Source organism: Pseudomonas bharatica (genome assembly GCF_048586865.1).
Classification (GTDB): domain Bacteria; phylum Pseudomonadota; class Gammaproteobacteria; order Pseudomonadales; family Pseudomonadaceae; genus Aquipseudomonas; species Aquipseudomonas bharatica.
Genome location: NZ_JBMAWR010000008.1, coordinates 121,374 through 146,235, shown reverse-complemented (window position 1 = coordinate 146,235; position 24,862 = coordinate 121,374). Strand labels below are relative to the sequence as shown.

Here is a 24,862-nt window from a genome sequence, read left to right as displayed (position 1 = left end):
AGATGTCCAGCGGTCACCGCCCCCTGCTGTTCGAACGCCTCGGCAACCCTGCGGGCGAGGCGCCGACCCTCGACCGCCAGGCCCTGGCCGATTCGGTCCGCGAGGAACTGACGCGGCTGCTCAACAGCCGCCGTGCGGGCCCGACGCTGAGCACGCCGCCCACGGTGCTGGACTACGGCATTGGCGACTGGAGCGGCCTGCAGGCCAGCAACAGCGACGATCGCCGGCGCATCGCCCGGGAGGTCCGCGCCGCCATCAACCACTTCGAACCACGCCTGAAGGCCGGCGAGGTCGAAGTACGCCAGGTGGCCGGACAACCACGGCGGCTGAATATCCTGGTCAGCGGCATGCTGCGCCAGGGTGGCCAGCAATGGCCGGTGGCCTTTGTCCTGGACAAGCAGGACTCGGCGGTGGAGGTCAGCCATGAGCGACTCGATTGACCCGCTGCTGCTCAACTATTACCAGCGCGAGCTGACCTGGCTGCGCAACGCCGGCAGCGCCTTCGCCGAGCGCTATCCCAAGGTGGCCCGGCGCCTTGAGCTGTCGCCCGGAGAGAGCCAGGACCCTCATGTGGAACGGCTGCTGGAAGGCTTCTCCCTGCTCTCGGCACGCCTGCAACGGCGCCTGGACGACGACTACGCCGAATTCAGCGACGCCCTGCTCGAACAGCTTTACCCGCTGGCCCTGCGCCCCTTGCCTTCCTGCGCCATCGTGCGCTTCGAACCGGACCTGACCAAGGGCGCGCTCGCCAGTGGCTATGCCCTGCCCCGCGACACGCCCCTGTTCGTCACCACGACCCGTGGCGACAGCCTGCATTTTCGTACCGGCGCCGAGGTCAACCTATGGCCGTTGCAGATCAGCGAAGCGGTGCTGCTCGGCGCCGACGAGGCCCGCGAGCTGACCGGGCTGCACCAGGCCGCGTCGGCCCTGCGCCTGCGTATCGATTGCCTGGGCAAGGCGTCCTGGAACGAACTGGACCTGCGCCACCTGCGCGTGCACCTCGATGCATCGCCCATGGTCAATGCCGCGCTTTACGACCTGTTGGGCGCCCATACCATCGCGGTGTGCAATGGCGCCAGCCGCGAGCGCCTGCTGCGCCTGGACCGCCTGCCGCAGGTGGTGGGCTTTGCCGAGCACGAGGCACTGCTGCCCGAGGAGGACGGCGTACACCCCGGTCTGCGCCTGCTGGCCGAGTACTTCGCCTTCCCGGAGAAATTCCACTTCTTCGACCTGCCCCTGGACCCGCGCCAGGTCGAGGGCAGCAGCCTGCAGCTGTACCTGGTGTTCGACCGCCCGGCACCCACGCACCTGTTTCTGCAGCCCGGCGACTTCGCCTTGGGCTGCGCCCCGGCGATCAATCTGTTCCGCCGCACCTCCGAGCCCTTGCGCCCGGACGGACGCAGCAGCGAATACCGCCTGGTCGCCGACAGCCATCGTGAGAACAGCGTCGAGATCCATAGCATCCGCAGCCTGCGTGCCCTGGGCGCCGATGGCGTGGTGCGCCCGCTGGCGCCCTACTACGGCAGCCAGCACGGCAGCGCTGCCACCCGGTACTGGCACGCCCGGCGCATCCATGGGCTGACCCCGAACCGCATCGGCAGCGACATGATGATCAGCCTGGTCGATCCCGGCTTCGATCCGCTGCGCCAGGCCTGGGATTTCAGCCTCAGTGCCGACCTGCTGTGCACCAACCGCCATCTGGCGCAGAGCCTGGCGGCCGGTACCCGGCTATCCTTCGAGCGCCCCGGCGCACCAGCCAGCGCATACCTGGTCAACCCGCCCAGCGCCCAAGGGGTACCGAAACTGGACGGCCAGTCGCGCTGGCGCCTGGTGTCGCAGCTCACGCTCAATCACCTGTCGCTGGTGGAAGGCCCGCAAGCCCTGGGGGCGCTGCGGGAAATCCTGGTGTTGCACAACCTGCGCAACGAAGCCAGCGCCAGCCGGCAGATCGACGGCCTGAAGAGCCTGAGCAGCGAACGGCGCGTCGCCCAGGTCGGCAACGATGCCTGGCGCGGCTGGCGCAAGGGCCTGGAAGTACGCATCCAGCTTGACCCGACCTACTTCGCCGGGCATAGCACCGTGCTGTTTTCTGCGGTGCTGGCGCAATTCTTCTCGCTCTATGCCACCGCCAACCGCTATATCAGTACGGTACTGGTCGATGCCGATGACCCCACCAAGGAAATCAAGACATGGAGCCCGCAAGCCGGCATGCCCCTGAGCCTTTGAGCCAGACACTGCGCGAGCGCCCGCAAGGTTTCGAGCTGCTCCAGGCCCTGCTGATCCTCGAACACGAGAACCGCAAGGCCACCTCCCTCGGCTGCGGCAGCGTCCCGCAGAACGAAGCGGTGCGCCTGCGTGGCCCGCTGACCCCGGTGTTTGCCGTGGCACAGGTGGAAAAGCTCAGCCATGACGCGGCGGATCCGCGGCCGATCCTGAGCACCCCGGTGTTCGGCCTCGGCGGCCCTGACGGCCCGCTGCCCTACGCCTTCCAGGAATGGCTGCAACAGCGTGCCGTGGCCCGCGACCATGCCCCGGCGGAATTTCTCGACCTGTTCCAGCATCGCCTGCTCAGCCTGCTCTACCGCGCCCTGCGCAAGCATCGCATCGCCTTCGGTTTCGCCAGGCCCGAGGCCAGCCCGGTGCATCGGCAACTGCGTGCCTTGAGCGGCCTGCTGCCCCAAGGCCTGCACGAGCGCCAGGGCCTGCCGGACGCCGTGCTGCTGGCGCGCACCGCCCTGCTTGCCGGCGGACGGCGCTCGCTGGCCGGCTTCGTGTCCATCGTCCGCCATCATTTCGGCCTACCGCTGAGCATCGCCCCCTACACCGGCGCCTGGTGCGAAATACTGCCCGGCAGCCGCAGCGTGCTTGGCCGTGGCCGGCGCAACCTGAGCCTGGGGCGCACGGCGATCGCCGGCAAGCACATCTGGGACGAGCACGCCGGCATTACCCTGACGTTCAGCCCGCTCAGCCAGGCCCAGGCCGACTCATTGCTGCCCGGCGCCGACGTACACGGGCAGTTGGCCGACCTCGCCGCGCTGTATTTCGGTCCCGACCTGGACTGCAGGCTGGTCCTCGAAATCAAGGGTGCGCCCGTGCTCCACCTGGGCCGCCAGCACGATACCCGGTTGAACTGGAACAACGGTGTCCGCCGCCGCGCGGATCCGGATCAGCTCCAGCGCATCGAAACCCGCTTGCGCCAACCCGACAGGGAGTGAACATGGAACTCGGCAGCCTGATCGCCTGTTTGAACCCGGATACCCGCGACGCCCTGGAGCGCGCGGCCCAGCGCTGCCTGCAGCGCGGCCATCATTTCGTCGAGGTGGAGCACTTTCTCCTCGAACTGCTGGAAATCCAGGGCGGTGACCTGGCCTGCCTGCTGCCGCCCTTCAAGGTCGAGCGCGACGCGCTGGCCGAGCAGATCAACCGGGCCCTGGAGCTGTTCAAGTCGGGCAATACCCGCACGCCATCGCTGTCGGCGCAGACCATCGACCTGCTCAAGGAAACCGTGCTCCAGGCCAGTATTCGCGGCGGCGGACAGCGTATCCGCTCCGGGCAACTGCTGCTGACCCTGCTGGAGCGCGAGGCGTTGCGCAGCCAGTTGCTCAACAGCGCCGCCGGCCTGCTGGCCATCCCGCTGGACAGCCTGCGCGCACGGTTCCAGGAACTGACCCGCAGTTCCCGCGAGCAACCGGCCGAGCCAGCGCCGTCCAAGCGTGGCAAGGGCGCGGCGAACAGCAGCGAAGATCCGATCCTCGAGCAATACACCCAGGACCTCACCGCCGACGCCAGGGCAGGCCGTATCGACCCGATCATCGGTCGCGAAGGCGAGATCCGCCAATGCATCGACATCCTCCTGCGCCGCCGGCAGAACAACCCGATCCTGGTCGGTGCGCCGGGCGTGGGCAAGACCGCGCTGGTCGAAGGCCTGGCGCTGCGCATCGCCGCCGGCGACGTACCACCGGCCCTGCAGGACGTTTGCCTGCGGGTACTCGACCTCGGCCTGCTGCAGGCCGGGGCCGGGGTCAAGGGCGAATTCGAGCAGCGCCTCAAGGGCGTGATAGACGCCGTGCGCAGCTCACCCAGCCCGACCATCATGTTCATCGACGAGGCCCATACCCTGATCGGCGCCGGCGGCGCCGAAGGTGGCAGCGATGCGGCCAACCTGCTCAAGCCGGCCCTGGCCCGGGGCGAGCTGCGTACCCTGGCCGCGACCACCTGGCAGGAATACAAGAAATACTTCGAGAAGGACCCGGCCCTGGCCCGACGCTTCCAGCTGGTCCAGGTGGAAGAACCGAGCGAAGCCACCTGCGTGCAGATGCTGCGTGGCATCGCCGCCAGGCTGGAGCAGCACCACGGCGTGCTGGTGCTGGACAGCGCCATCCAGGACGCGGTGAAGCTGTCGCACCGCTACATTTCCGGGCGCCAGCTGCCGGACAAGGCCATCAGCATCCTCGACACCGCTTGCGCCCGGGTTGCCCTCGGCCAGCACGACGTGCCGCCGCCCCTGGAAAACCTGCGCCACCGCCAGCACAGCCTCGATGAAGAACTGCAGCGCCTGCGTCGCGAGCAGGCCACCGGCCAGGATCACCGCGACCGCATCACCACCCTGGAAACCGAACTGACCCTCAACCAGGACGCCATGCGCGAGCTGGAAAGCCGCTGGAGCGAAGAGCGCGAAGCCGTGCGCGAATTGCTCGAAACCCGCCGCGAGCTGCTGGCGCTGAGCGAGAAGGCCGACGCCGACGGTGAGCGCCGCGACCCCGACACCGACAGCCGCATCGATTACCTGGCCGCCGAACTGCTGCGGCTCGAGGCGGGCCTGGATGCCATTCGCCAGGATGATCCGCTGGTACCCGAGCAGGTCGACTCGAAGATCGTCGCTGCGGTGATCGCCGGCTGGACCGGTATCCCGGTGGGCAAGATGCTCGCCGACGAAGCCCATGCCGTGCGTACCCTCGGCCAGCGCATGGGCCAGCGGGTAATGGGCCAGAAAGCCGCGCTGGATACCATCGCCCAGCGCCTGCAGGCCTACCGTGCCGGCCTGACCGACCCACAGAAACCGGTCGGCGTGTTCCTCCTGCCCGGCCCCACCGGCGTGGGCAAGACCGAGACCGCCTACGCCCTGGCCGACGCCCTGTACGGTGGCGAGCGCAACCTGATCAGCATCAACCTGTCCGAGTACCAGGAAGCCCACACCGTCAGCCAGCTCAAGGGCGCCCCGCCCGGCTATGTCGGCTACGGCAGCGGCGGCGTGCTCACCGAAGCGGTGCGGCGCAAACCCTATTCGGTGGTGCTGCTGGACGAGATCGAAAAGGCCCACCCGGATGTGCTGGAAGCCTTCTACAACGTCTTCGACAAGGGCGTCATGGAAGACGGCAGCGGCCTGATCGTCGATTTCAAGAACACCGTGATGCTTGCCACCAGCAACGTCGGTGCCGAGCTGATCCTCGACACGGCGAAGGCCGACCTGGACGGTGACGCGTTCAACGAGCGCCTGCACAAGGTGCTGTTGCAGGCCTTCCGCCCGGCGTTCCTGGCGCGGATGACCGTGGTGCCCTACCACCCGCTGGACGAGGCCACGCTGGAAGGTATCGTCCTGGCCAAGCTGGAGAAACTGCGCGAACGCTACAAGGCCGCCACCGGCAAGCAGTTCGACTTCGACCGCGGCATCGTCAAGGCGGTACTCGGTAAATGCAGCGGCGCCGGAGCACGGGATATCGAAAATGTGCTGATGAAGCAGGTCACCGGAAAACTGGCGGAGTGGGCGCTTGAGTAAAAGCGCCGTAAGCGTGCCATGACCGTGTACAGTCGCAGTTTTGCCCGATCCATCCCGAGAACCCTAGATGCCCCGCGCCACCGACAGCACCACCAGCCTCTACCTCAGCGCCAGTGCCCTGCCCGATCTCTATCCCGAGGCGCTGAGCGGCACCGAGCTGCTCAATGGCCTGGGCATGCAGATGCTGCGCGGGCACTCGGATGCGGCGCTGGCCCTGGCTGACGCGGTCGCCAGCCATGTCACCGTCACCCTGCACAACGACGAGCAAGTGCGCCCGCTGGACGGCCTGGTGGCCGAGATCCGCCAGATGCCGGCCGATGCCAGCGCCGACCGCTACCAGTTGCTGCTGCGGCCCTGGCTGTGGTGGCTCAACCTCGCGAGCAACAACCGGGTATTCCAGAACCTGACCACGGCGGACATCGCCAGCCAGATCTTCGATGCCCACGGCTTCAGCGACTACAAGCTGTCCCTGAACGGCAGCTACACGGCCAGGGAATACTGCGTGCAATACGGCGAAAGCGACTTCGCCTTCGTCTCGCGGTTGCTGGAGGAAGACGGCATCTTCTGGTTCTTCACCCACGACGCTGGCGTGCATACCCTGGTCCTGGCGGACAACAACGACGCCTTCCCGGCCATCCCCAACGGCCCGGCCATCCAGTACCTGGGCCAGGGCATGGGGGTGCGCGAGCTGCACGGCATCCGTTCCGGGCAACGGGTGATGCAGGCGGTCGCCGGGGTCTATTCGGCAAGCGACTACACCTTCGCCACACCCACCACCGAGCTGTACAGCCAGGCCGAAGCCAAGGCCGGGCCGCTGAACCTTTACGAACACCCCGGCGGCTACATCGAAAAGGCCCGCGGCGATGCCCTGACCAAGCAACGGGTCGACGGCCTGCGCAGCCAGGAGCAGCGTTTCATCGGCGAAAGCGACTGCCGCTGGCTGGTGCCCGGCCATTACTTCTCCCTCAGCGGCCATGACGACGAAGCCCTGAACAGCGACTGGGTAGTGACCTCGGTCACCCACGACGTCGATCACCAGCATTACCGCAACCGCTTCGAGGCAATCCCCAAGGCCACCGCCTACCGCCCGCCACGGGTCACGCCCAAGCCGCGCATGCATACCCAGACCGCCCGGGTGGTCGGCAAGGCCAGCGAGGAAATCTGGACCGACCAACATGGCCGGATCAAGATCCAGTTTCCCTGGGACCGCGACGGCAAGGGCGACGAAAGCAGTTCGTGCTGGGTCCGCGTGGTCCTGCCCTGGACCGGCCAGGCCTTCGGCATGCAGTTCGTGCCCCGGGTCGGCCAGGAAGTGATCGTTACCTTCATCGATGGCGACCCGGACCGCCCCCTGGTCAGCGGCTGCGTGTACAACGGCGACAACACGCCGCCCTGGCCCCTGCCGGAAAACCAGACCCAATCGGGCATCATGACCAACTCGTCGAAGGGCGGCGGCGGCTTCAACGCCCTGCGCTTCGACGACAAGAAGGACAGCGAGGAAGTGTTCCTCCAGGCACAGAAGGACTTCAATACCAAGGTGCTCAACGATGTCACCGTGGACATCGGCCACGACGAAACCCAGACGGTGAAGAACGCCCGGACCCGCACGGTCAAGGAAGGCGATGAAACCATCACCCTGGAAAAGGGCAAGCGTACGGTGGCGATCCAGACCGGCAGCGACAGCCTCGACGTCAAGGACAGCCGCACCGTCACCGTCGGCGGCGACCAGACCCACCAGACCGGCGGCAACTACACCGACAAGGTCAGCGGCAACTACAGCCTGACCATCGATGGCGACCTGAGCATCAAGGTCAGCGGATCCATCACCCTGCAAAGCGGTGCCAGCTTCAGCATCAAGAGCGGCGCCGACCTGGCGGTGCAGGCCAGTACGTCGATCGCGCAGAAGGCCGGTACCTCCTTCGCCAACCAGGCCGGCACCTCGCTGGAGAACAAGGCCGGCACGACCATGACCAACGACGCCGGCGTCAGCCTGACCAACAAGGGTGGCGCTGAACAGACCGTGGACGGCGGCGGCATGCTGACGATCAAGGGCGGACTGGTGAAGATCAATTGAAGAATACCGCCAGGGGTGATGCTTTCCAGCTTGAACGCGGCGACTCGCGGCTTACCGGGCGGCTGCTCGAGGGTGACCTCGATGGCCCCCTGCGCATCGAGGAAAACGCCCGGCCCCAGGCCAGCCTCAACTATGCCGGCGGGGTGCTGCACGGGGTCAGCCAGACCTTCCATGCCAATGGCCGGGTCTCGGCACGGTTGCCGTTCAGCAACGACAAGCTGGAAGGCGTGGCCAGCTTCTACGGCGAGGACGGCCAATTGCTGCGGTCAGCCAGCTACCGCCGCGGGCTGCTGCATGGCGAGGCGGTCAGCTACTTTCCCGACGGCAGCGTGGCCGAGCGCGAGCTGTACAGCAATGGTGTACGCGAGGGGTTGCAGCAGCGGTATCACCCCAACGGCAAGCTGGCGATGAGGGCGCAGTACCTCAATGGCCAGGCGCTGGATCCGGGGCAGAAATATGCCGAGGATGGCCGGCCGCTGAATGCGGCGGGGAAACCGGTTTCGCGGTTGAAGTGGTGGTGGACCAATGGGGCGGAATAAGGTCCGGGATCTGCTTTGATCCTTGAGGGCCTAATCGCTGGCAAGCCAGCTCCCACAGGGATTTGAGCTGTGGGAGCTGGCTTGCCAGCGATTAGGCCCTCAAGGCAACTCAAGGAATCAGGGTCTGGACCTGGCCGGCGAAGTTGATCTTGATCACCCCGGCCCAGTTGCACATAAGCATGCTGTTGGCATCCAGCGCCGGCATGTTGCCCAACAGCACCGTGGGCGCGCCGGGAATCCATGGCGAGGCGGTGGCCGGGATGCACGGCATCGGCGTCAGCACCCCGAGGGCGGCGGCGGTAGCGGCGGCGACCATCGGGTTGGCCATGCTCGTGCACATGCCGAAGGTGGGGATATTGACCAGCGGGATATGGTCCATGATGTTCGCCGCCGGCACCCCACCGACCATCACCCGGTTGACCGGCAGGACATTCAGCGCGCAAGGCGCAGCACCGAAGCTGCATTGCAGCAAGGCGCCGGTGCAGACTTGGGGGCAGGACATCAGCAAGCTCCAATCCGTGGGAATCGAAGTGTCCGACTCTACCCCATTCCCATGACATTTCCTTCTCCCGAGCGGTCCCGATCACCGGCATATTTCTTCCAGTTATTTATCTAGCTTTATTGATAATTGGACTGCATATCAAAACTTCTCTAAAAACCTGTTCACCCGGCCACTGTTCGCCGGGCAACTGTTCACCCAGCAACACCTGGGCAACAGTTGCCTTCCATGCCAACACCTCGGGTAGCCGCGATACCAATGCAACCCATTGATTCATAAGGCTTATGGAAACTGGAACGGCTCTTGCTCCATTCCAGGAAAACCACAGCGCCAAGGAATCCGAATCAATGAGCACCGCATTCAACATCGTCGCCGTTTCCGGTGGGGCCTGGCGCCCATCGCGCACCCTGGTCCTGACCGAGGCCCTGATCGGCGCACTCGGCCAGCATCTGGACTTCAACGTGCAGGTCATCGAACTGGGCGACATCGCCCGCCCCGTCGGCGGCGCCCTATCACGCAGCGAATTGCCCGCCGACGTCGAGGCACAACTGTTGGCCATCGAACAGACCGACCTGCTGATCGTCGCCGCCCCGGTGTATCGCGGCTCGTACCCGGGCCAGTTCAAGCACCTGTTCGACCTGATTGGCCAGGATGCCCTGATCGACACTCCGGTGCTGCTCGCCGCTACCGGCGGCAGCGAGCGCCACGCGCTGGTCATCGATCATCAACTGCGCCCGCTGTTCAGTTTTTTCCAGGCCCTGACCCTGCCGATCGGCGTCTACGCCTCGCAAGCCGATTTCGACGATTACCGGATCACCAGCCCGGCCTTGCAGGCACGCATCGCCCTGGCTGCGGAACGCGCCGCCGCCGTGCTTGGCGGGGTGATCGACAGTGCACCCCGCAAGATCGCTTGAGGCATGCCCATGACCCTGCCTTCGCCTACCCTGCAAACCCCACTGCAAATCGCCCGTGAGCTGGCTGCCGGATTTGCCGCCACCGCCGTCGAACGCGACGCCCGCGGCGGCACGCCGAAAGCCGAACGCGATGCCCTGCGCGCCAGCGGCCTGCTCGGCCTGGTCATTCCGACCCAGTACGGCGGCCTTGGCGCCAGCTGGAGCGAAACCTTGGAAGTGACCCGCGAATTCGCCCGGGTCGATAGCTCCATCGCCCACGTCTTCGGTTTCCAGCACCTGATGCTGGCCACCGTGCGCCTGTTTTCTCGCCCCGAGCAGTGGGAGCCCTGGTTCGAACAGACCGCGCGCAAGCACTGGTTCTGGGGCAATGCCCTGAACCCGCTGGACACACGCACCGTGGTCAAGCGCTTCGATGGCTGGGTGGAGTTTTCCGGCAGGAAGAGCTTCTGCTCCGGCGCCAGCGATTCGGAAATGCTCATTGCCTCGGCAGTGGATGAAAGCGCCGGCGGCAAGCTGTTGATCGCCGCCGTACCGAGTGCGCGCAGCGGTATCACCCTGCACGGCGACTGGGACAATATCGGCCAGCGCCAGACCGACAGCGGCAGCGCTACCTTTGAGCGGGTGCGCATCGAACACGGCGAGCTGCTCCTCGATCCCGGTCCGCTGAGCACGCCGTTCGCCTGCCTGCGGCCGCTCATCGCCCAGTTGCACTTCGCCAACCTGTTCCTCGGCATCACCGAAGGCGCCTTCGCCGAAGCGCGCCAGTACACCCTCAACGAAAGCCGTCCGTGGTTCCGCTCCAGCGCCCGCCACAGCGGCGAAGACCCTCATGTGCTGCGCCATTACGGCGAGTTCTGGGTCGGCCTGGAAAGCGTGCGCCTGCTGATCGGCCGTGCCGCCGACCTGCTCGACCAGGCCTGGGCCAAGGGCACCGCCCTGGGTGCCGAGGAGCGCGGGCAACTGGCCCTGGCCATCGGTACCGCCAAGGTTGCCGCGACCCGCCACGGCCTGGACATCTGCAATCGCCTGTTCGAGGTCACCGGCGCCCGTGCCACCCACGCCTCGCTGCGGTTCGACCGGCACTGGCGCAACCTGCGCACCCAGACCCTGCACGACCCGCTGGACTACCGCGTCCACGAGCTCGGCGAATGGGCGCTCAACGGTACGCGCCCGACTCCGACCTTCTACTCATAAGGCCCGACCATGCAACTGCTGACCCTGCCCCCGTCCCCGACCCTGGCCACCTCGATCCGCGCCACCGCGCAGGTCTTCGAAGACCCGCGCTCGCAAGCGCTGCTGGCCCACCTGCAACAGGTCGCGCCCAGCGAGGCGAGCGTGCTGATCATCGGCGCCACCGGGACCGGCAAGGAACTGGTGGCGCGGCATATCCATAACCTCAGTGGCCGGCGCAACGGGCCGTTCGTGGCGGTCAACTGCGGCGCCTTTGCCGAGTCGCTGGTGGAAGCCGAGCTGTTCGGCCATGAGAAAGGTGCCTTCACCGGCGCCCTGGCCGCCAAGGCCGGCTGGTTCGAGGAGGCCGACGGCGGGACCCTGTTCCTCGACGAAATCGGTGACCTGCCGATACCGATCCAGGTCAAGCTGCTGCGCGTGCTGCAGGAGCGCGAAGTGGTGCGCCTGGGCTCGCGCAAGAGCATCCCGATCAATGTGCGGGTGCTGGCGGCGACCAACGTGCAGCTGGAGAAGGCCATCAACGCCGGGCACTTCCGCGAAGACCTGTACTACCGCCTGAACGTGGTCAGCCTGCAACTGCACCCGCTGCGCGAACGGCCGGGGGACATCCTGCCGCTGGCCCGGCACTTCATCGCCGAATACAGCCGGCGCCTCGGCTATGCCGAAGTCAGCCTCAGCGAAGAAGCCCGCCAGCGCCTGGCCAGCTACGACTGGCCCGGCAACATCCGCGAGCTGGAAAACGTCATCCACCACACCCTGCTGCTGTGCCGCGACCAGGTGATCCGCGCAGAAGACCTGCACCTGTCGAGCCTGCGCATCGAGCGCGAGGGCGACAACAAGCCACGCCAGGAAAGCGCTGACGAACTGCTCCAGCGCGCCCTGCTGCAACTCTTCGAGGAACAGGGCGAGGGCCTGCATGAAAAGGTCGAGGACGCCCTGCTGCGCGCCGCCTACCACTTCTGCCACTACAACCAGGTGCACACCGCGCAGTTGCTCGGCCTGTCGCGCAACATCACCCGCACCCACCTGATCCGCATCGACGAACTGGTGGTCAACAAGCGCCGACCTGCCCCCGGCGGCTTCGATGGCCGGGTGATCAATCTGTCGATCTGAATTCCTATAAAGCCCCTTGCTACGCGTGCCTACCTACCAACGATGGCAACAAGGACACTGCAATGAGTCTCGATATTTTCTGGTTCCTGCCGACTTCCGGCGACACCCGCTACCTTGGCCACTCCGCCAGCGGCCGTCCGGCGACCAACGCCTACATGCGCCAGATCGCCGTGGCTGCCGACCAGCTCGGCTACGACGGCCTGCTGATCCCCACCGGCGCCAGTTGCCTGGACCCCTGGGTCACCGCCGCCAGCCTGGTGCCGGTGACCCAGCGCATCAAGTTGCTGGTGGCGCTGCGCACCTCGCTGGGCAACCCCACCGCCTCGGCGCGCCAGGCAGCGACCCTCGACCAGGCCAGCAACGGGCGCCTGCTGCTCAACGTGGTGCCTGGCGGCGATGCCACCGAGCTGGCCGCCGACGGCGTATTCCTCGAACACGACCAGCGCTATGAAGCCTCGGACGAGTTCCTGACCATCTGGCGTCGCCTGCTGCAGGGCGAGAACGTCGATTTCGCGGGCAAGCACCTGAAGGTCGAAGGCGCGCAGAACTTCTTCCCGCCGGTGCAGCAGCCCTACCCGCCGCTGTACTTCGGGGGCTCCTCGCCCGCTGCCCATGAGCTGGCAGCCAAGCATGTGGATGCCTATCTGACCTGGGGCGAGCCGCCTGCCGCGGTGGCCGAAAAGATTGCCGACGTGCGTGCCCGCGCGGCGAAGCATGGCCGGACCGTGCGGTTCGGCGTGCGCCTGCACGTGATTGTCCGCGAAACCAGCGAAGCCGCCTGGGCCGCGGCCGACGAACTGATCAGCCATCTGGACGACGCCACCATCGCCGCGGCCCAGGCCAACTACGCGAAGATGGACTCCGAAGGCCAGCGACGCATGGCGGCGCTGCACGGCGGTGATCGCAACCGGCTGGAAGTGGCCCCCAACCTCTGGGCCGGGGTCGGCCTGGTGCGCGGTGGCGCCGGGACCGCGCTGGTCGGCGATGCAGAAACCGTCGCCGCCCGTCTGCTGGAATATGCCGAGCTGGGAGTGGACAGCTTCGTGCTGTCCGGCTACCCGCACCTGGAGGAAGTCTATCGCTTCGCCGAGCTGGTCTTCCCGCTGCTGCCGGGCAAGGGCAAGGTCACCGTGGACGGCGCCTTCACCGGCGGTGCCTTCGATGTCCGTGCCGGCAAGGGCAAGGAGCAGGCGGCATGAAGATCATCGACCTGCGCTGCCGCCCGGCCTACCTGCACCCTTTCTTTGGCGGCGTACCCGGCTCGCCCGAGCACGACACCGCACGCTGGCTCAATCGCCGGGTCGGCACCCGGGGTGCCGACAACCATTTCGAGCGGTCCCTGACCCAGGAAGGTTTCCTCGGTGAAATCCGCGCAGCCGGGCTGGACAAGGCCGTGGTGGTGGGCCGGCACACCCCGGGGCAGCATCTGTCCAACGACCTGGTCCACAGCGTGGTCCACGGCCATCGCGAGCTGCTCGGCATCGGCGCGGTGGAGCCGGTGCTGCAAGGGATAGAAGGTGCCCTCGCGGAAATCGACCGGGCCATCGATGTGCTGGGCCTTGCCGGTATCGACCTGGAGCCGGGCTTTGCCGAGCCTGCGCGGCATCCGGACGACCGCCTGTACTGGCCGATCTACGAGCACCTGCAAAAACGCGGTGTGCCGCTGTTCATCATGAGCGGGCCGACCACCCCGGACCCGGCCTACAACGATCCGGGGCGCCTGGCTGCGGTGGCGCGGGCCTTCCCGCAGTTGAAGATCGTCGTCAGCCATGGCTACTGGCCGAATGTGCCGCAGGCTATCGGAGTGGCCTTCCGCTACGAGAATATCCACCTGGTACCGGACATGTACCTGTTCCAGCCCGGCAGCGAAGGGTACGTGCAAGCAGCCAACGGCTTCCTGGGCGACCAGTTGCTGTTCGGCTCCTCGTATACCTTCCGCCCGATCGGGCAGAGCATCGAGGATGCGCAGCGCCTGGGCTTCAGGGATGAGGTGGTGGAGAAGTTCTTCTACCGCAATGCGCTCAGGGTGCTGACGCCTGGCTGATGCAGCCGGCTCCCTCGCTGGCAACGCCTGGGAACCGGCGTTGTCAGCGACGGAGCCCTGCTCATTCGATGACCGAATGAACCACCCTGACCCCGTCCGCCGTAGGCCGGTCGATGAACAGGCTGTCCAGCAGCGGACTGTCCGAATACAGCTCTGCGTTCCAGTTGGCCGAGCAATGGATGTAGCGACGCCGTAGCAGGCCGATCTCCTGCGCATCCGGCGCCTGCCCGCCGAGCACCTTGGCGGCGATGGCCTGCAACTCTTCGGGCAAGGTCCAGTCGTCCGGTTCCAGCGGCACGCCGGCCTGCACCGCCCGCTCATGCATCAAGCGCAGATACACGCGCGACAACGCGCCACTCACCTGGCGCTCCCCCTGAATCCACACCCTCACCCGCTTTTCCCGCTGGATATCGCGCTTGGGCAGGAAAGGCTGATCGATGCTGCGACTTTGCAGCTGCACGCTCAGCCCCAGTGCCTCCCATTCCTGGCGACGACGCTCCAGGCACTGGCTCGCCAGTTGCCAGGCCCGGGTCTTTTCCAGCGGCACATGCGCCCACTCAAGGCTGCTGAATGGCCGCTCCAGCACCAGACGCTCGAGCCCGTCCCGATAGCCCCCGCCGATATCGCAGTGATCCCCAGGCAACAGCCGGTCGTCCGGCCCGGCAACCAGGGGGAAATTCAAACGCCGCTCATCCGCCGCCACCAGATGCACCACCCGCCGCGCCTGATTGGCGCGCAGGGCCAGGCGCAAGCCGTCAAAGTCGGCATTGGCCGCGCTCAGGTTGCCCTTGAGCGGCGCGATGATGCTGGCCACCGTGTCGAACAGACCGATGAAATTCAGGCTCACCGGCAGATCACCGCAGACGCTGCGCAGCCCCTGCAGGTCGTTGGCCAGGTGCCGTGCGGCCGCGGCGCCACGACTGAATCCGAACAGATCGAGCTTGATGCCCGAAACCGCCAGCGACGGGTTGGCCACCAGGAAACGCTGGAGCAACGCCTCGACCTGGCTCGGCACCTGTGCTACCCGCGCGGCCACGCCGGAGGCGCCCCGCCCGGTAGCCTGGGTGAACAGGGCGTCGGGCTCGCCGCACGCAGTGCCGATACCTTCGATGTACAAGGCCAGCGCAGCCTGCCGTGCATCGGCGGGCACATGCAGGCTGTGCCGGTAGCGCTCGAACAGCCGTGCCACATTGCTTTTGCCCCTGGCATAGCTGCCAGCCCCGTCTTGCCCGCTGTTATGCAGGTTCATGCCGGTGCCGTCGAAGAACAGCCCAAGGTGGAGAGTGATGTCCTGATGTCGCGGAGGGAGTGTCGGATTCATGACGGTTCCTGTGTCGTGAGAACAAGGAACCGATCGGATCACCCCGCGCAATCGCGGGGTATAAGGGAAATCGACTCAGCGCGTACGAACAGGCTGATGCTCAGGCCAGCAGCGCCTGGATCTGTTCGCGCAGGCTATCGAGGTCGAACGGCTTGGCCAGGATTGGCGCGCGGAAGGCGATGGGGCTGCCGGATTCGCGGATTTCCGCCGGATAGCCGCTGATGAAGATGACCTTCAGGTCAGGCCGCAGCTTGACCGCCGGCTCGGCGATATCGACCCCGGAGATTCCGCCGGGCAGGCGGAAATCGGTGACCATCAGGTCCAGGTGCGGCTTGCTGGCGAGGATCTCGAACGCCTGGGCGCCATCCTCGGCCAGGAGGACGCGGTAGCCCTCCCCCGACAGGTAGTCATTGAGGACCATACGGATAACCGGCTCGTCCTCGACGACCAGTACTACATCTTGCGCATCTACGCTCATGCCAACGCCTTGATTCTTTTCATTCGGGTGATGATGACCATACTGACCCCGGGGCTACGCAGAGGTTGCTTCGGAGCGACCACTTTCATCATTTTGTTCATGCACATCGCATACCAGCGGCAGATGCACGCGGAACGTCGCACCCTCGCCTTCGGCACTGCTGACCGAAATGCGCCCGCCGTGGGCCAGGACGATCTGTTCGGAGATATACAGCCCCAGGCCGAGCCCGGCGACGCTGTGGTTGGAGGCGACCCGTTCGAACTGCTGGAAGATCCGCCGCTGGTTCTCCGGACTGATGCCGATGCCCTGGTCGCGCACTTCGACGCAGGCCATGCCCTGGTCTTCCAGCACGCGCACCTGCACCGGCCGTTTGGCACCGTAACGCAAGGCGTTACTGAGCAGGTTGGCAATCACCTGTTCGATGCGGAACTCGTCCCAGATGCCTTCCAGCGGCCCGGCAACTTCCAGTTCGATGACCGAACCGACCGCCGCGGCCTGGGCCGCGAAGTTCTCCACCAGGCCACCGACCAGTTGGGTCAGGTTGAAGCGCGACGGGCTGATGGACAATTTGCCGGTGCGGATCCGCGACACATCGAGCATGTCCTCGATCAGCCGGATAAGGCTGTTGATCTGGCGCTCGTCGCGCTCGACCATGGCCCGCATCTTGTCGAGGGTGAAGGCGTCGGCGTTGTCCCGGGACAGGTGCAGCTTGCGCAGCTGGGTCTCCAGGATCAGCCCGTTGAGCGGCGTACGCACCTCGTGGGACACGATCGACATGAAGTCGTCGCGCATGCGCACGGCCCGCTCCAGCTCGCCCCGTGCCACCTGCAGCTGTTCGAGCAGTTGCTGCTGCTCCTGCTGGCTGCGCGCCAGGGCCTGGACCTGACGGTCGAGGGCCTTGCGCTGGCGATACAGCTCGACGAAGACCTTGACCTTGCTCTTCACCGCCAGGGTATCCAGCGGCTTGTGCAGGAAGTCCACCGCGCCGCTCTCATAGCCTTTGAACGCATAGTTCATCTCGCGCCCGGCGGCGCTGACGAAGACGATGGGGATGTGCTTGGTTTTCTCCATCCCGCGCATCAGCTCGGCCAGCTCGAAACCGTTCATGCCGGGCATCTGCACATCGAGGATGGCCAGGGCGAATTCGTGCTCGAGCAGCAGCGACAGGGCCTGGTCGGCGGAGCCTGCCTGGTAGACCTCGCGATCCTCGGCCTTGATCAGCGCTTCGAGCGCCAGCAGGTTTTCCGGAAGATCGTCGACGATCAGCAGTTTGGCTTGGATGTGGCTCAGCATTCTTGTGATTCCAGCTTGGCGAGCAAATGCCCGATGCCATTCAAAGGGAGTATATGGTCGGGCCGATGCAGCGCCAGCGCTGCCTCCGGCATGGCCGGGACCTGGGCTTCGGCCGGGTCCTGGACGATGCTCAGACCACCGTACTGGCTGATTCGTGCCAGACCGGCGGCACCATCTTCATTGGCCCCGGTCAGCAATACTCCGGCGAGGTTTGCCCCATAGGCGTCGGCGGCGGATTCGAAGAGGATATCGATCGATGGCCGGGAGAAGTGCACGCGCTCCTCCTGGCTCAGGGACAGGCTGCGGTCACGCTCCACCGACAGGTGATAGCCGGGCCCGGCAACGTAGATCATCCCCGCCTCGATGCTTTCCTTGTCCCGCGCCTCCACCACCGGCCGTCCCAGCCTGCGGGCGAAGACCTCGGCCAGGCGGCTGTCGTGGTCATCGGGCAGGTGCAGCACGCAGATCAGCGGCAGGCGATAGAACCTGGGCAGGCAGGCCATTACCGTCAGCAACGCGCTGACCCCGCCGGCCGAGGCGCCCATGACGATCGCTTCGATGCGTCTCATAGCTTGCGGTAGATCCGTTCGGGCTTGACCAGCGCCTCGAAACGTTTGGCATAGGCGGAAAAATCCAGGGTCTCCTTGCTGCCCAGAACGAGGAACCCGCGGTGGCACAAGGACTCATGGAACAGCCCGAAGGAACGATCCTGCAGGTCTTTGTTGAAATAGATCAGCACGTTGCGGCACGACACCAACTGGGTTTCGGAGAACACGCTATCGGTGGCCAGGCTGTGGTCGGCGAAGGTCACGTTTTCCCGCAGGCTGCCGTCCATGATGGCGTTGCCGTAGGCACAGGTGTAGTAGTCGCTGAATGCCCGGGTACCGCCGGCAGCCACGTAGTTGCGCTCGTAGGTGCGCATGGCGTCCATGCTGTAGATGCCCTGCTTGGCCTTCTCCAGGGAGTTGGGATTGATGTCCGTGGCGTAGATGATGGTGCGTTCCAGCAAGCCTTCCTCGCGCAGCAGGATGGCCATGGAATACACCTCTTCGCCGGTGCTGCAGCCGGCGATCCAGATCTTGATCGACGGCCAGGTCTTCAGGTGCGGGACCACCTCACGGCGCAGCGCAAGGAAGTGGCTGGGGTCGCGGAACATCTCGCTGACCGGGATGGTCAGGTACTGCAGCAATTGCAGGAAGATGCCCGGGTCATGCAGCACCTTCTCCTGCAGCGCGGTCACCGTGGCGCAGTCGAACTGGCGCACGGCATGCAGGATCCGGCGCTTGATCGAAGCGCCGGAGTAGTCGCGGAAATCGTAGCTGTACTTGAGGTAGATGGCCTCGATCAGCAGGCGGATTTCGATGTCGGTATTACGCTCGCTAGTCAAATTCGCTCCAGTTGCGGCAGCCACACGCGGATCAGGGAGAACAGCCGGTCAAGGTCGATCGGCTTGGCCAGGTAGTCGTTCGCGCCTGCCTGCAGGCAGCGTTCCTGATCGTCTTTCATTGCCTTGGCGGTGACGGCGATGATCGGCAGCTTGCGCCAGCGCGGGTCCTTGCGGATCAGGCGGGTCGCCTCGAAACCATCCATCTCCGGCATCATCACATCCATCAGTACCAGGTCGATATCACCGCCCTGCTCCTCCAGGCGTTCGATGGACTCGCGACCGTTGCGCGCGATCTCCACCAGGGCGCCCTTGTGCTCCAAAGCACTGGTCAGGGCGAAGATATTACGCACATCGTCGTCCACCAGGAGGATCCTGCGTCCTTCGAAGACCTTGTCGCGGCTGCGCGCGGTGCGCAGCATGCGTTGCCTTTCGTGGGACAGCGTCGATTCGACTTTGTGCAGGAAAAGTGTCACTTCGTCCAGCAGCCGCTCCGGCGAGCGCGCGCCCTTGATGATGATCGAACGCGAATACTTGAGCAGTTCGGTCTCTTCATCGCGGCTCAGGTTGCGCCCGGTGTAGACGATCACCGGCGGGAAAGACTGGATCTCGTCGACGGTCATGCGCTTGAGCAGTTCGTTGCCCGGCATGTCCGGCAGCTTGAAGTCGATCACCATGCAGTCGTAGATGTGCGCCTTGAGCAGTTCCAGGGCCTCCTGGGCGGTACCCACGGCGGTGATCTGCACATCGTCGTCGCCGATCAGGCGGGCAATGCTCTCGCGCTGCAGGTCGTCGTCCTCGACCAGGAGGATGTGCTTGAGCTTCTGGGTGAGTTTCTCTTCGAGGCGGGCGAAGACGGTTTTCAGCTCCTCGCGACTGGTGGGCTTGACCACATAGCCCACCGCGCCCATGTGCAGCGCGGTCTCGATACGGTCCTCGACGGAAATCACGTGCACCGGGATGTGTCGGGTCGCGGCCTGTTCCTTGAGACGTTGCAGCACGGTCAGGCCGGAGTGGTCGGGCAGGCGCATGTCCAGCAGGATGGCGTCGGGGACGAAGCGTTCGGCCAGGTCGAAGCCGTCGTCGGCGGCATGGGCGACCAGGCAGTTGTAGCCCAGCTCGTGGGCCAGGTCGAAGAGGATGCGGGCGAAGTTCGGCTCGTCCTCGATCACCAGGATGCAACGCTTGCTGAACGGCGCTTTGTGCCGGTCGTCCTCGAAAGCCAGGCGACGCACCGCGCCCTCGGCCGGCGGCACGCCCTGCGCCGCCACCCGCGGTGCCGGGGTCGGCACGGCCGGTACCAGCGGCTGCGCACGAACAGGCGCCAGCGATGGCGTCTGGTCGACGATGGGCTCGTAGCTTTCCGGCAGGCTCAGGCTGAATACGCTGCCCTGCCCCGGAGTGCTCTGCACTTCGATCTCGCCACCGAGCAGGCGCGCCAGGTCACGGGAGATCGACAGGCCCAGGCCGGTTCCGCCGTAGCGGCGATTGGTGGTGCCGTCGGCCTGGTGGAACGCTTCGAAGATCGCCTGCTGCTGATCGGCGGCAATGCCGATGCCGCTGTCCTGCACGCGGAACACCACACCGCCGCCGGGCTGCGCGGCCACGGTCAGGCTGACCTGGCCCTGCTCGGTGAACTTGAGTGCATTGGACAGCAGGTTCTTGAGGATCTGCTCCAGGCGCTGGCGATCGGAGTACAGGGTCGCCGGCACCTGCGGCTCGACGTTGACGGCGAAGGCCAGGCCCTTGTCCGCCGCCAGCGGCTCGAACAGCCCGCGCAGGCCGTCGGCCAGGCGCGCCACCTGGAAGGTCTCGGCACGCACGTCGAGCTTGCCGGCCTCGACCTTGGCGATGTCGAGGATGTCGTTGATCAGGTTGAGCAGGTCGTTGCCGGCAGAGTAGATCGACTCGGCGTACTTGACCTGCTCGTCGCTGAGGTTGTCCTGCGGGTTCTCGGCCAGCAGCTTGGCCAGGATCAGCGTGCTGTTGAGCGGCGTACGCAGCTCGTGCGACATGTTGGCGAGGAACTCCGACTTGTATTTGCTCGACCGCTGCAGCTCCTCGGCACGTTCCTGCAACTGGATCTGCGCTTCGTTGAGTTCGTTGTTCTTGATGTCCAGGGCGTCGCGCTGCGAGGCCAGGGCTTCGGTACGCTCGGCCAGTTGCTCGTTGGTCTGCTCCAGCTCGGCACGCTGGGTTTCCAGATGGGCCTGGGACTCCTTGAGCACCCGCGACTGCTCCTCGAGCTCTTCGTTGGCGGTCTTGAGTTCTTCCTGCTGGACCTGCAGCTCCTCGTTGAGCTGTTGGGTCTGGGCCAGCACTTCCTGCAGGCGCTGACGATAGCGGGCGCTTTCGATGGAGGTGCCGAGGTTGCCGGCAACCCGCTCCAGCAGCTCATGGTCGCGCGGGTTCAGCGGGCGCAGGAAGCCCAGTTCGATCACCCCGTTGATCTGCCCGTCATGGGTCATCGGCATCAGCATCACGCTGCGCGGCAGGCCGTCGCCCAGGCCCGAACTGACCTTGAAGTAGTCCTGCGGCACTTCCTCCAGGGCCAGCAAGCGATTTTGCACCAGCACCTGGCCGACCAGGCCCTCACGAGGGCCGACCACCTGGTCGAGGGCTTCCTGGTCGCGGGAAAAGCCGTAGCTGGCGACGCGATGCAGGTTGTCGAACTCGTCGCGCACGTACAGCGCAGCGACCACGCTGCCGAGGTAGTTGGAGAAGAACTGCAGGATGTTGTGCCCGAGGGTCGGCAGCGTTTGCTGCCCCAGCACACGCTCGGCCAGTTGGGTCTGCCCGCTCCGGATCCAGGCCTGTTGCTCCAGGCGCTGGGTGGAGCGCTCCTGGGCATCGATATTGGCCTGGTAGCTGCGCGACAGGTTGACCAGGTCGCGCCGCCCGACCCAGGCCAGCAGGCCGCTGACCACCACGACGAACAGCAGGTACAGGGAAATCGATACCCAGGTGGTGGTGCTCACCTGCTCGTTGCGCTCGGCCCGCAGGCGCTGCTCCAGGGCGACGAAGTCCTCGTATTCCTTGCGGATCTGGTCGGTCAGGCGCTTGCCACGACCGGCCTCGATGTCGGAGCGGTAATCGTCGCCATTGCGACGCCGGTCGATCATTTCCTTGCCGAAGGCATTCCATTCGGCCTGCAGGGCTTCGAGGCGGCTAAGGCGATCGAGCTGGACCGGGTTATCCGCCACCAGCTCGCGCAGGGTATTCATCTGCGCCGCGATACGCGGCTTGGCCAGTTCGTAAGGGTCGAGGAAGTGTTCTTCCCCGGTAAGCAGGAAACCACGCATGCCGGTTTCCTTGTCGATGGACAGCTTGAGCGACTCGTTGGCGTTGTTGATCACCCGGTCGGTATGCCCGACCCACTGGATCACCGAAAGCAGGTACGCAATCACCGCAACGAACACCACGGCACTCAGCAGCCCCACTCCCAGGGGCAGGCTGATGTTGCGCACCAACAGCTTCTGGAAGCGCTGCTGGTCGATAGGGCTTGACTGATTCATCTGTTGGTCCATGCGGCAGAGTGTGACAATTGTTTTCTGGGCTTTGGGTCGGGCGCGAGCGCGACCGGAACGGCGCTGATGTCCCAGTCTATCCGTCTTCGCGGCTATTGGCAGGGCATAAAGCCAGCATTTGAGGCATGACGTCCGGATTCGTTCCGTGCATTATCACGGCCCCGCTATGCTCAACCAGGTCGCCCCAGGGAACTTCCAGCCGCGTGCCGCTTACAGAGTGAGTAACCATCATTGCCTCAGGAGTCACCCATGCCCGACACCCTCCCGCTTCTGGTCGTTGAAGACGACAACATCGTGCGCATGCTGATGCTCGACGTACTTGAGGAACTGGGATACGAGGTCACGGAAGCAGAAGACGGGGAAACAGCCCTCGCACTGCTGCGCAGTGGGCAGCAGTTCGCGCTGATGCTCACCGATGTCGGCCTGCCCGGTATCGACGGCAAGGAACTGGCCCGCCAGGCCCGCGAATTGCGGCCGCAGCTACCGATCATGTTCGCCAGCGGCTATGGGCAGAGCATCGACCTGCCCAAAGGCATGCACATGATCAGCAAGCCCTTCGGCATCGATCAGTTGCGCGACAAGATGAAGGCGATCCTCGGCTAGGCCGCAATAGGCATGGGTTTCTGCATATCTTTTGAGGTAGAAAGCCCGCCAGTAGATCGCATCAGGGCTGGCAGGTGCTTGTCATGACTTTTCCGGCGCCCTTGAGATCGAGCGCCGCGCGGGCGGCGCTCGATCTGGAGAACGCTGAAGATCTCCCGGCGTGCAAATAGTGACCATCACTATTCAGATACCGTGATAGGCCCCCTCTCCCTGCCCCGAACGCAAAATTGTGACCAACGGGTCACGCCCACCCCCAGCGTCTCCTACACTCATCAATCCTGCCTGCCAGCCGCACGGAAGCACCATCCAAAAAAGTTTGAACCTTCCGTGAAACCGGCCAGTCAGGAATTCAAGTAGGTCATCGTTTCCGGCATTCCGGACGCGGCCCGCCCATCTCTACCCTTCGTCACCTCGTCAACGGCTGGAGCGCCGATTGGCGCAGCGCTTGCACGGACGACAGGGACGCAACACCGCCAGCAGAAAAAGAGAGAAGGGATACAGGCATCGAATTCGGGCGAATCGCCCATCAGTACAAGGGACGGAGAGAAGTTAAATGATCAGTGCCGCTGTCGAACCGCAGTTCAATCCAGACACCAGCGCCCCCGTGGGCAGTGATATCGTCACCACCGGCCGTGGCTTCATTGGCGATAACAGGCAGAACCGGCACAAACGCAAAGTCTTGTTCGTCACTTCGGAAATCGCCGACCTGGTCAAGACCGGCGGCCTTGGCGACGTCTCCGCCGCCCTGCCCCGCGCCCTGCGCCATTTGCACGATGTGCGGGTGCTGATTCCGGGCTACCCCCAGGTCATGGACAGCGACTACCCCATCCATGTGGTCGGCCACCTCGGTGGCCATGCCGCCCTGCCGCCTTGCCAGATCGGGCGCATGGACCTGCCCGACGGCCTGGTCATCTACGTGCTGATCTGCCCCGAGCTGTACCAGCGCGAAGGCACGCCGTACGGCGCCAACAACGGTCGCGACTGGCCGGACAACCATATCCGCTTTGCCCGCCTGGGCCTGGCGGCGGCGGAAATCGCCGCCGGCGAAGGCATGGTCCACTGGACGCCCGAACTGATCCATGCCCACGACTGGCCCGCGGGCCTGGCCCCCGCCTACATGCACTGGCGCGGCCTGAACACGCCGACCCTGTTCACCATCCATAACCTTGCCTACCAGGGCGTGCACAGCCTGGGCTGCTGCCCGGAGCTGGCGATTCCCGAGCATGCGCTGCAACAGGAAGGCATGGAGTTCTACGGCAAGCTGTCGTTCCTCAAGGCGGGCCTGGCCTACTCCAGCCACATCACCACGGTCAGCGCCACCTACGCCCGCGAAATCACCACGCCGGCGTTCGGCTGCGGACTCGACGGCTTCCTCGCCAGCAAGGCCCAGCAAGGGCTGCTGAGCGGTATCCCAAACGGCATCGACGAGAGCTGGAACTCGGCCACCGACAGCCACCTGCAACATAATTTCGGCCTGAACGACTGGGAAGGCAAAGCGGCCAACGCCACCCAGGTACGCGAGCTGTTCGGCCTGGAGCCTTCCACCGGGCCGCTGTTCGCCGTGGTTTCGCGCCTGGTTTACCAGAAGGGCCTGGACCTGACCCTGGGCGTGGCCGAGTACATCGTCCAGCAGGGCGGCCAGCTCGCGGTGATCGGCCGCGGCGAGCCCGAAGAGGAACAGGCCATGCGCGAGCTGGCCCTGCGCTTCCCGGGCCGGATCGGCGTGCGCATCGGCTTCAACGAAACCGATGCCCGGCGCATGTTCGCCGGCAGCGACTTCCTGCTGATGCCGTCACGCTACGAACCTTGTGGCCTGAGCCAGATGTACGCCCAGCGCTTTGGCTCGTTGCCGATCGCCCGCAACACCGGCGGCCTGGCCGACACCATCGAAAACGGCGTAACCGGCTTCCTCTTCGACGAATCCACCGTCGAGAGCTATCGCGAAGCCCTGGGCCGGGCCTTCTACGTGTTCGAGAAAAAGCCGCTGCTCAACGCCATGCGCTGCCTGGCCATGACCCAACCCTTCAACTGGTGCCAGGCAGTGGAACCCTACGCCCGGCTCTACGAGGACCTGGTCGTTCGCGCCACGTGCGTACGGGGGTGAGC

At 65.4% G+C, this 24,862-nt stretch carries 20 protein-coding genes; 13 read left to right on the top strand and 7 right to left on the bottom strand.

Going from position 1 to position 24,862, the window contains the following annotated elements; genetic code table 11:
• The first annotated feature begins 2 nt into the window (after positions 1 to 2).
• The 6 genes from tssE (at position 3) to ACKLLE_RS12150 (ending at position 8,389) form a co-directional block, all read left to right on the top strand.
• A complete protein-coding gene (gene tssE / locus ACKLLE_RS12175) occupies positions 3 to 440 on the top strand; it encodes a type VI secretion system baseplate subunit TssE (RefSeq protein WP_420058132.1) in 438 nt (145 codons plus the stop codon).
• Complete coding sequence (tssF, locus tag ACKLLE_RS12170) at positions 424 to 2,226, top strand: type VI secretion system baseplate subunit TssF (RefSeq protein WP_420058131.1); 1,803 nt, start codon at positions 424 to 426, stop codon at positions 2,224 to 2,226. The genes tssE and tssF overlap by 17 nt, the downstream gene beginning before the upstream one ends.
• The gene (gene tssG / locus ACKLLE_RS12165; RefSeq protein WP_420058130.1) at positions 2,190 to 3,215 is read left to right on the top strand and encodes a type VI secretion system baseplate subunit TssG; all 1,026 of its coding nucleotides are present in this window, start codon (positions 2,190 to 2,192) and stop codon (positions 3,213 to 3,215) included. Before tssF ends, tssG begins: the two co-directional genes overlap by 37 nt.
• A gap of 2 nt (positions 3,216 to 3,217) precedes the next feature.
• A complete protein-coding gene (gene tssH / locus ACKLLE_RS12160; protein WP_420058129.1) occupies positions 3,218 to 5,776 on the top strand; it encodes a type VI secretion system ATPase TssH in 2,559 nt (852 codons plus the stop codon).
• 67 nt (positions 5,777 to 5,843) lie between these two features.
• Positions 5,844 to 7,850, top strand: coding sequence for a type VI secretion system tip protein TssI/VgrG (tssI, locus tag ACKLLE_RS12155; RefSeq protein WP_420058128.1), 2,007 nt, complete (start codon positions 5,844 to 5,846; stop codon positions 7,848 to 7,850).
• On the top strand, positions 7,847 to 8,389 hold the full coding sequence (locus ACKLLE_RS12150; RefSeq protein ID WP_064304257.1) for a toxin-antitoxin system YwqK family antitoxin: 543 nt from the start codon (positions 7,847 to 7,849) through the stop codon (positions 8,387 to 8,389). Before tssI ends, ACKLLE_RS12150 begins: the two co-directional genes overlap by 4 nt.
• A 109-nt stretch (positions 8,390 to 8,498) precedes the next feature.
• On the opposite strand, the gene ACKLLE_RS12145 is transcribed toward ACKLLE_RS12150, so the two are convergent.
• Positions 8,499 to 8,891: a DUF4280 domain-containing protein gene (locus ACKLLE_RS12145; protein WP_009395363.1), complete on the bottom strand. Its 393-nt coding sequence runs from the start codon at positions 8,889 to 8,891 to the stop codon at positions 8,499 to 8,501.
• Positions 8,892 to 9,235: 344 nt separating this feature from the next.
• Here ACKLLE_RS12145 and msuE point away from each other — a divergent pair, with 344 nt between their 5' ends.
• From msuE to ACKLLE_RS12120, 5 genes are all read left to right on the top strand, one after another.
• Complete coding sequence (gene msuE / locus ACKLLE_RS12140) at positions 9,236 to 9,802, top strand: FMN reductase (protein WP_420058127.1); 567 nt, start codon at positions 9,236 to 9,238, stop codon at positions 9,800 to 9,802.
• Positions 9,803 to 9,811: 9 nt separating this feature from the next.
• Positions 9,812 to 10,996 (top strand): acyl-CoA dehydrogenase family protein, encoded by a 1,185-nt coding sequence (locus ACKLLE_RS12135; RefSeq protein WP_064304255.1) that lies wholly within the window; start codon positions 9,812 to 9,814, stop codon positions 10,994 to 10,996.
• Positions 10,997 to 11,005: 9 nt separating this feature from the next.
• The gene (locus tag ACKLLE_RS12130; protein WP_420058126.1) at positions 11,006 to 12,106 is read left to right on the top strand and encodes a sigma-54 interaction domain-containing protein; all 1,101 of its coding nucleotides are present in this window, start codon (positions 11,006 to 11,008) and stop codon (positions 12,104 to 12,106) included.
• A gap of 62 nt (positions 12,107 to 12,168) precedes the next feature.
• Positions 12,169 to 13,305 carry an FMNH2-dependent alkanesulfonate monooxygenase gene (gene ssuD / locus ACKLLE_RS12125; protein ID WP_420058125.1) on the top strand — a complete coding sequence of 379 codons (1,137 nt, stop codon included), beginning with the start codon at positions 12,169 to 12,171 and terminating at the stop codon, positions 13,303 to 13,305.
• Entirely contained in the window at positions 13,302 to 14,150 is an 849-nt protein-coding gene (locus ACKLLE_RS12120; protein ID WP_420058124.1) for an amidohydrolase family protein, read from the top strand. Before ssuD ends, ACKLLE_RS12120 begins: the two co-directional genes overlap by 4 nt.
• A 61-nt stretch (positions 14,151 to 14,211) precedes the next feature.
• Here the strand turns inward: ACKLLE_RS12120 and ACKLLE_RS12115 are convergent, their stop codons facing one another.
• The 6 genes from ACKLLE_RS12115 to ACKLLE_RS12090 all read right to left on the bottom strand — a co-directional run bounded on the left by ACKLLE_RS12115 (position 14,212) and on the right by ACKLLE_RS12090 (position 22,141).
• Positions 14,212 to 15,471, bottom strand: coding sequence for a T6SS phospholipase effector Tle1-like catalytic domain-containing protein (locus ACKLLE_RS12115; protein WP_420058123.1), 1,260 nt, complete (start codon positions 15,469 to 15,471; stop codon positions 14,212 to 14,214).
• Positions 15,472 to 15,571: 100 nt separating this feature from the next.
• On the bottom strand, positions 15,572 to 15,949 hold the full coding sequence (locus tag ACKLLE_RS12110) for a response regulator (protein WP_009395352.1): 378 nt from the start codon (positions 15,947 to 15,949) through the stop codon (positions 15,572 to 15,574).
• Between the two features lie 54 nt (positions 15,950 to 16,003).
• On the bottom strand, positions 16,004 to 17,242 hold the full coding sequence (locus tag ACKLLE_RS12105) for a hybrid sensor histidine kinase/response regulator (protein ID WP_420058122.1): 1,239 nt from the start codon (positions 17,240 to 17,242) through the stop codon (positions 16,004 to 16,006).
• Positions 17,236 to 17,811, bottom strand: a complete 576-nt coding sequence (locus tag ACKLLE_RS12100; RefSeq protein WP_009395348.1) for a chemotaxis protein CheB — start codon at positions 17,809 to 17,811, stop codon at positions 17,236 to 17,238. Before ACKLLE_RS12100 ends, ACKLLE_RS12105 begins: the two co-directional genes overlap by 7 nt.
• On the bottom strand, positions 17,808 to 18,629 hold the full coding sequence (locus ACKLLE_RS12095; protein WP_009395346.1) for a CheR family methyltransferase: 822 nt from the start codon (positions 18,627 to 18,629) through the stop codon (positions 17,808 to 17,810). The genes ACKLLE_RS12100 and ACKLLE_RS12095 overlap by 4 nt, the downstream gene beginning before the upstream one ends.
• The gene (locus ACKLLE_RS12090) at positions 18,626 to 22,141 is read right to left on the bottom strand and encodes a response regulator (protein WP_420058120.1); all 3,516 of its coding nucleotides are present in this window, start codon (positions 22,139 to 22,141) and stop codon (positions 18,626 to 18,628) included. Before ACKLLE_RS12090 ends, ACKLLE_RS12095 begins: the two co-directional genes overlap by 4 nt.
• 261 nt (positions 22,142 to 22,402) lie before the next feature.
• On the opposite strand from ACKLLE_RS12090, the gene ACKLLE_RS12085 reads away from it, so the two are divergent.
• Together ACKLLE_RS12085 and glgA are read left to right on the top strand one after the other, a co-directional pair.
• The gene (locus tag ACKLLE_RS12085; protein WP_420058118.1) at positions 22,403 to 22,756 is read left to right on the top strand and encodes a response regulator; all 354 of its coding nucleotides are present in this window, start codon (positions 22,403 to 22,405) and stop codon (positions 22,754 to 22,756) included.
• Between the two features lie 553 nt (positions 22,757 to 23,309).
• Positions 23,310 to 24,860, top strand: coding sequence for a glycogen synthase GlgA (gene glgA, locus ACKLLE_RS12080; RefSeq protein ID WP_009406540.1), 1,551 nt, complete (start codon positions 23,310 to 23,312; stop codon positions 24,858 to 24,860).
• Positions 24,861 to 24,862: the final 2 nt, after the last annotated feature.

Bases quoted from the DNA above. Each gene is read 5' to 3' on its own strand.
- ACKLLE_RS12090 (WP_420058120.1), bottom strand. From the start codon at position 22,141: ATGAATCAGTCAAGCCCTATCGACCAGCAGCGCTTCCAGAAGCTGTTG.
- ACKLLE_RS12135 (WP_064304255.1), top strand. From the start codon at position 9,812: ATGACCCTGCCTTCGCCTACCCTGCAAACCCCACTGCAAATCGCCCGT.
- ACKLLE_RS12105 (WP_420058122.1), bottom strand. From the start codon at position 17,242: ATGCTGAGCCACATCCAAGCCAAACTGCTGATCGTCGACGATCTTCCG.
- ACKLLE_RS12110 (WP_009395352.1), bottom strand. From the start codon at position 15,949: ATGAGCGTAGATGCGCAAGATGTAGTACTGGTCGTCGAGGACGAGCCG.
- tssG (WP_420058130.1), top strand. From the start codon at position 2,190: ATGGAGCCCGCAAGCCGGCATGCCCCTGAGCCTTTGAGCCAGACACTG.
- ACKLLE_RS12115 (WP_420058123.1), bottom strand. From the start codon at position 15,471: ATGAATCCGACACTCCCTCCGCGACATCAGGACATCACTCTCCACCTT.
- glgA (WP_009406540.1), top strand. From the start codon at position 23,310: ATGATCAGTGCCGCTGTCGAACCGCAGTTCAATCCAGACACCAGCGCC.
- tssH (WP_420058129.1), top strand. From the start codon at position 3,218: ATGGAACTCGGCAGCCTGATCGCCTGTTTGAACCCGGATACCCGCGAC.
- ACKLLE_RS12130 (WP_420058126.1), top strand. From the start codon at position 11,006: ATGCAACTGCTGACCCTGCCCCCGTCCCCGACCCTGGCCACCTCGATC.
- ACKLLE_RS12145 (WP_009395363.1), bottom strand. From the start codon at position 8,891: ATGTCCTGCCCCCAAGTCTGCACCGGCGCCTTGCTGCAATGCAGCTTC.
- tssI (WP_420058128.1), top strand. From the start codon at position 5,844: ATGCCCCGCGCCACCGACAGCACCACCAGCCTCTACCTCAGCGCCAGT.
- tssE (WP_420058132.1), top strand. From the start codon at position 3: ATGTCCAGCGGTCACCGCCCCCTGCTGTTCGAACGCCTCGGCAACCCT.
- msuE (WP_420058127.1), top strand. From the start codon at position 9,236: ATGAGCACCGCATTCAACATCGTCGCCGTTTCCGGTGGGGCCTGGCGC.
- ACKLLE_RS12100 (WP_009395348.1), bottom strand. From the start codon at position 17,811: ATGAGACGCATCGAAGCGATCGTCATGGGCGCCTCGGCCGGCGGGGTC.
- ssuD (WP_420058125.1), top strand. From the start codon at position 12,169: ATGAGTCTCGATATTTTCTGGTTCCTGCCGACTTCCGGCGACACCCGC.
- ACKLLE_RS12120 (WP_420058124.1), top strand. From the start codon at position 13,302: ATGAAGATCATCGACCTGCGCTGCCGCCCGGCCTACCTGCACCCTTTC.
- ACKLLE_RS12085 (WP_420058118.1), top strand. From the start codon at position 22,403: ATGCCCGACACCCTCCCGCTTCTGGTCGTTGAAGACGACAACATCGTG.
- tssF (WP_420058131.1), top strand. From the start codon at position 424: ATGAGCGACTCGATTGACCCGCTGCTGCTCAACTATTACCAGCGCGAG.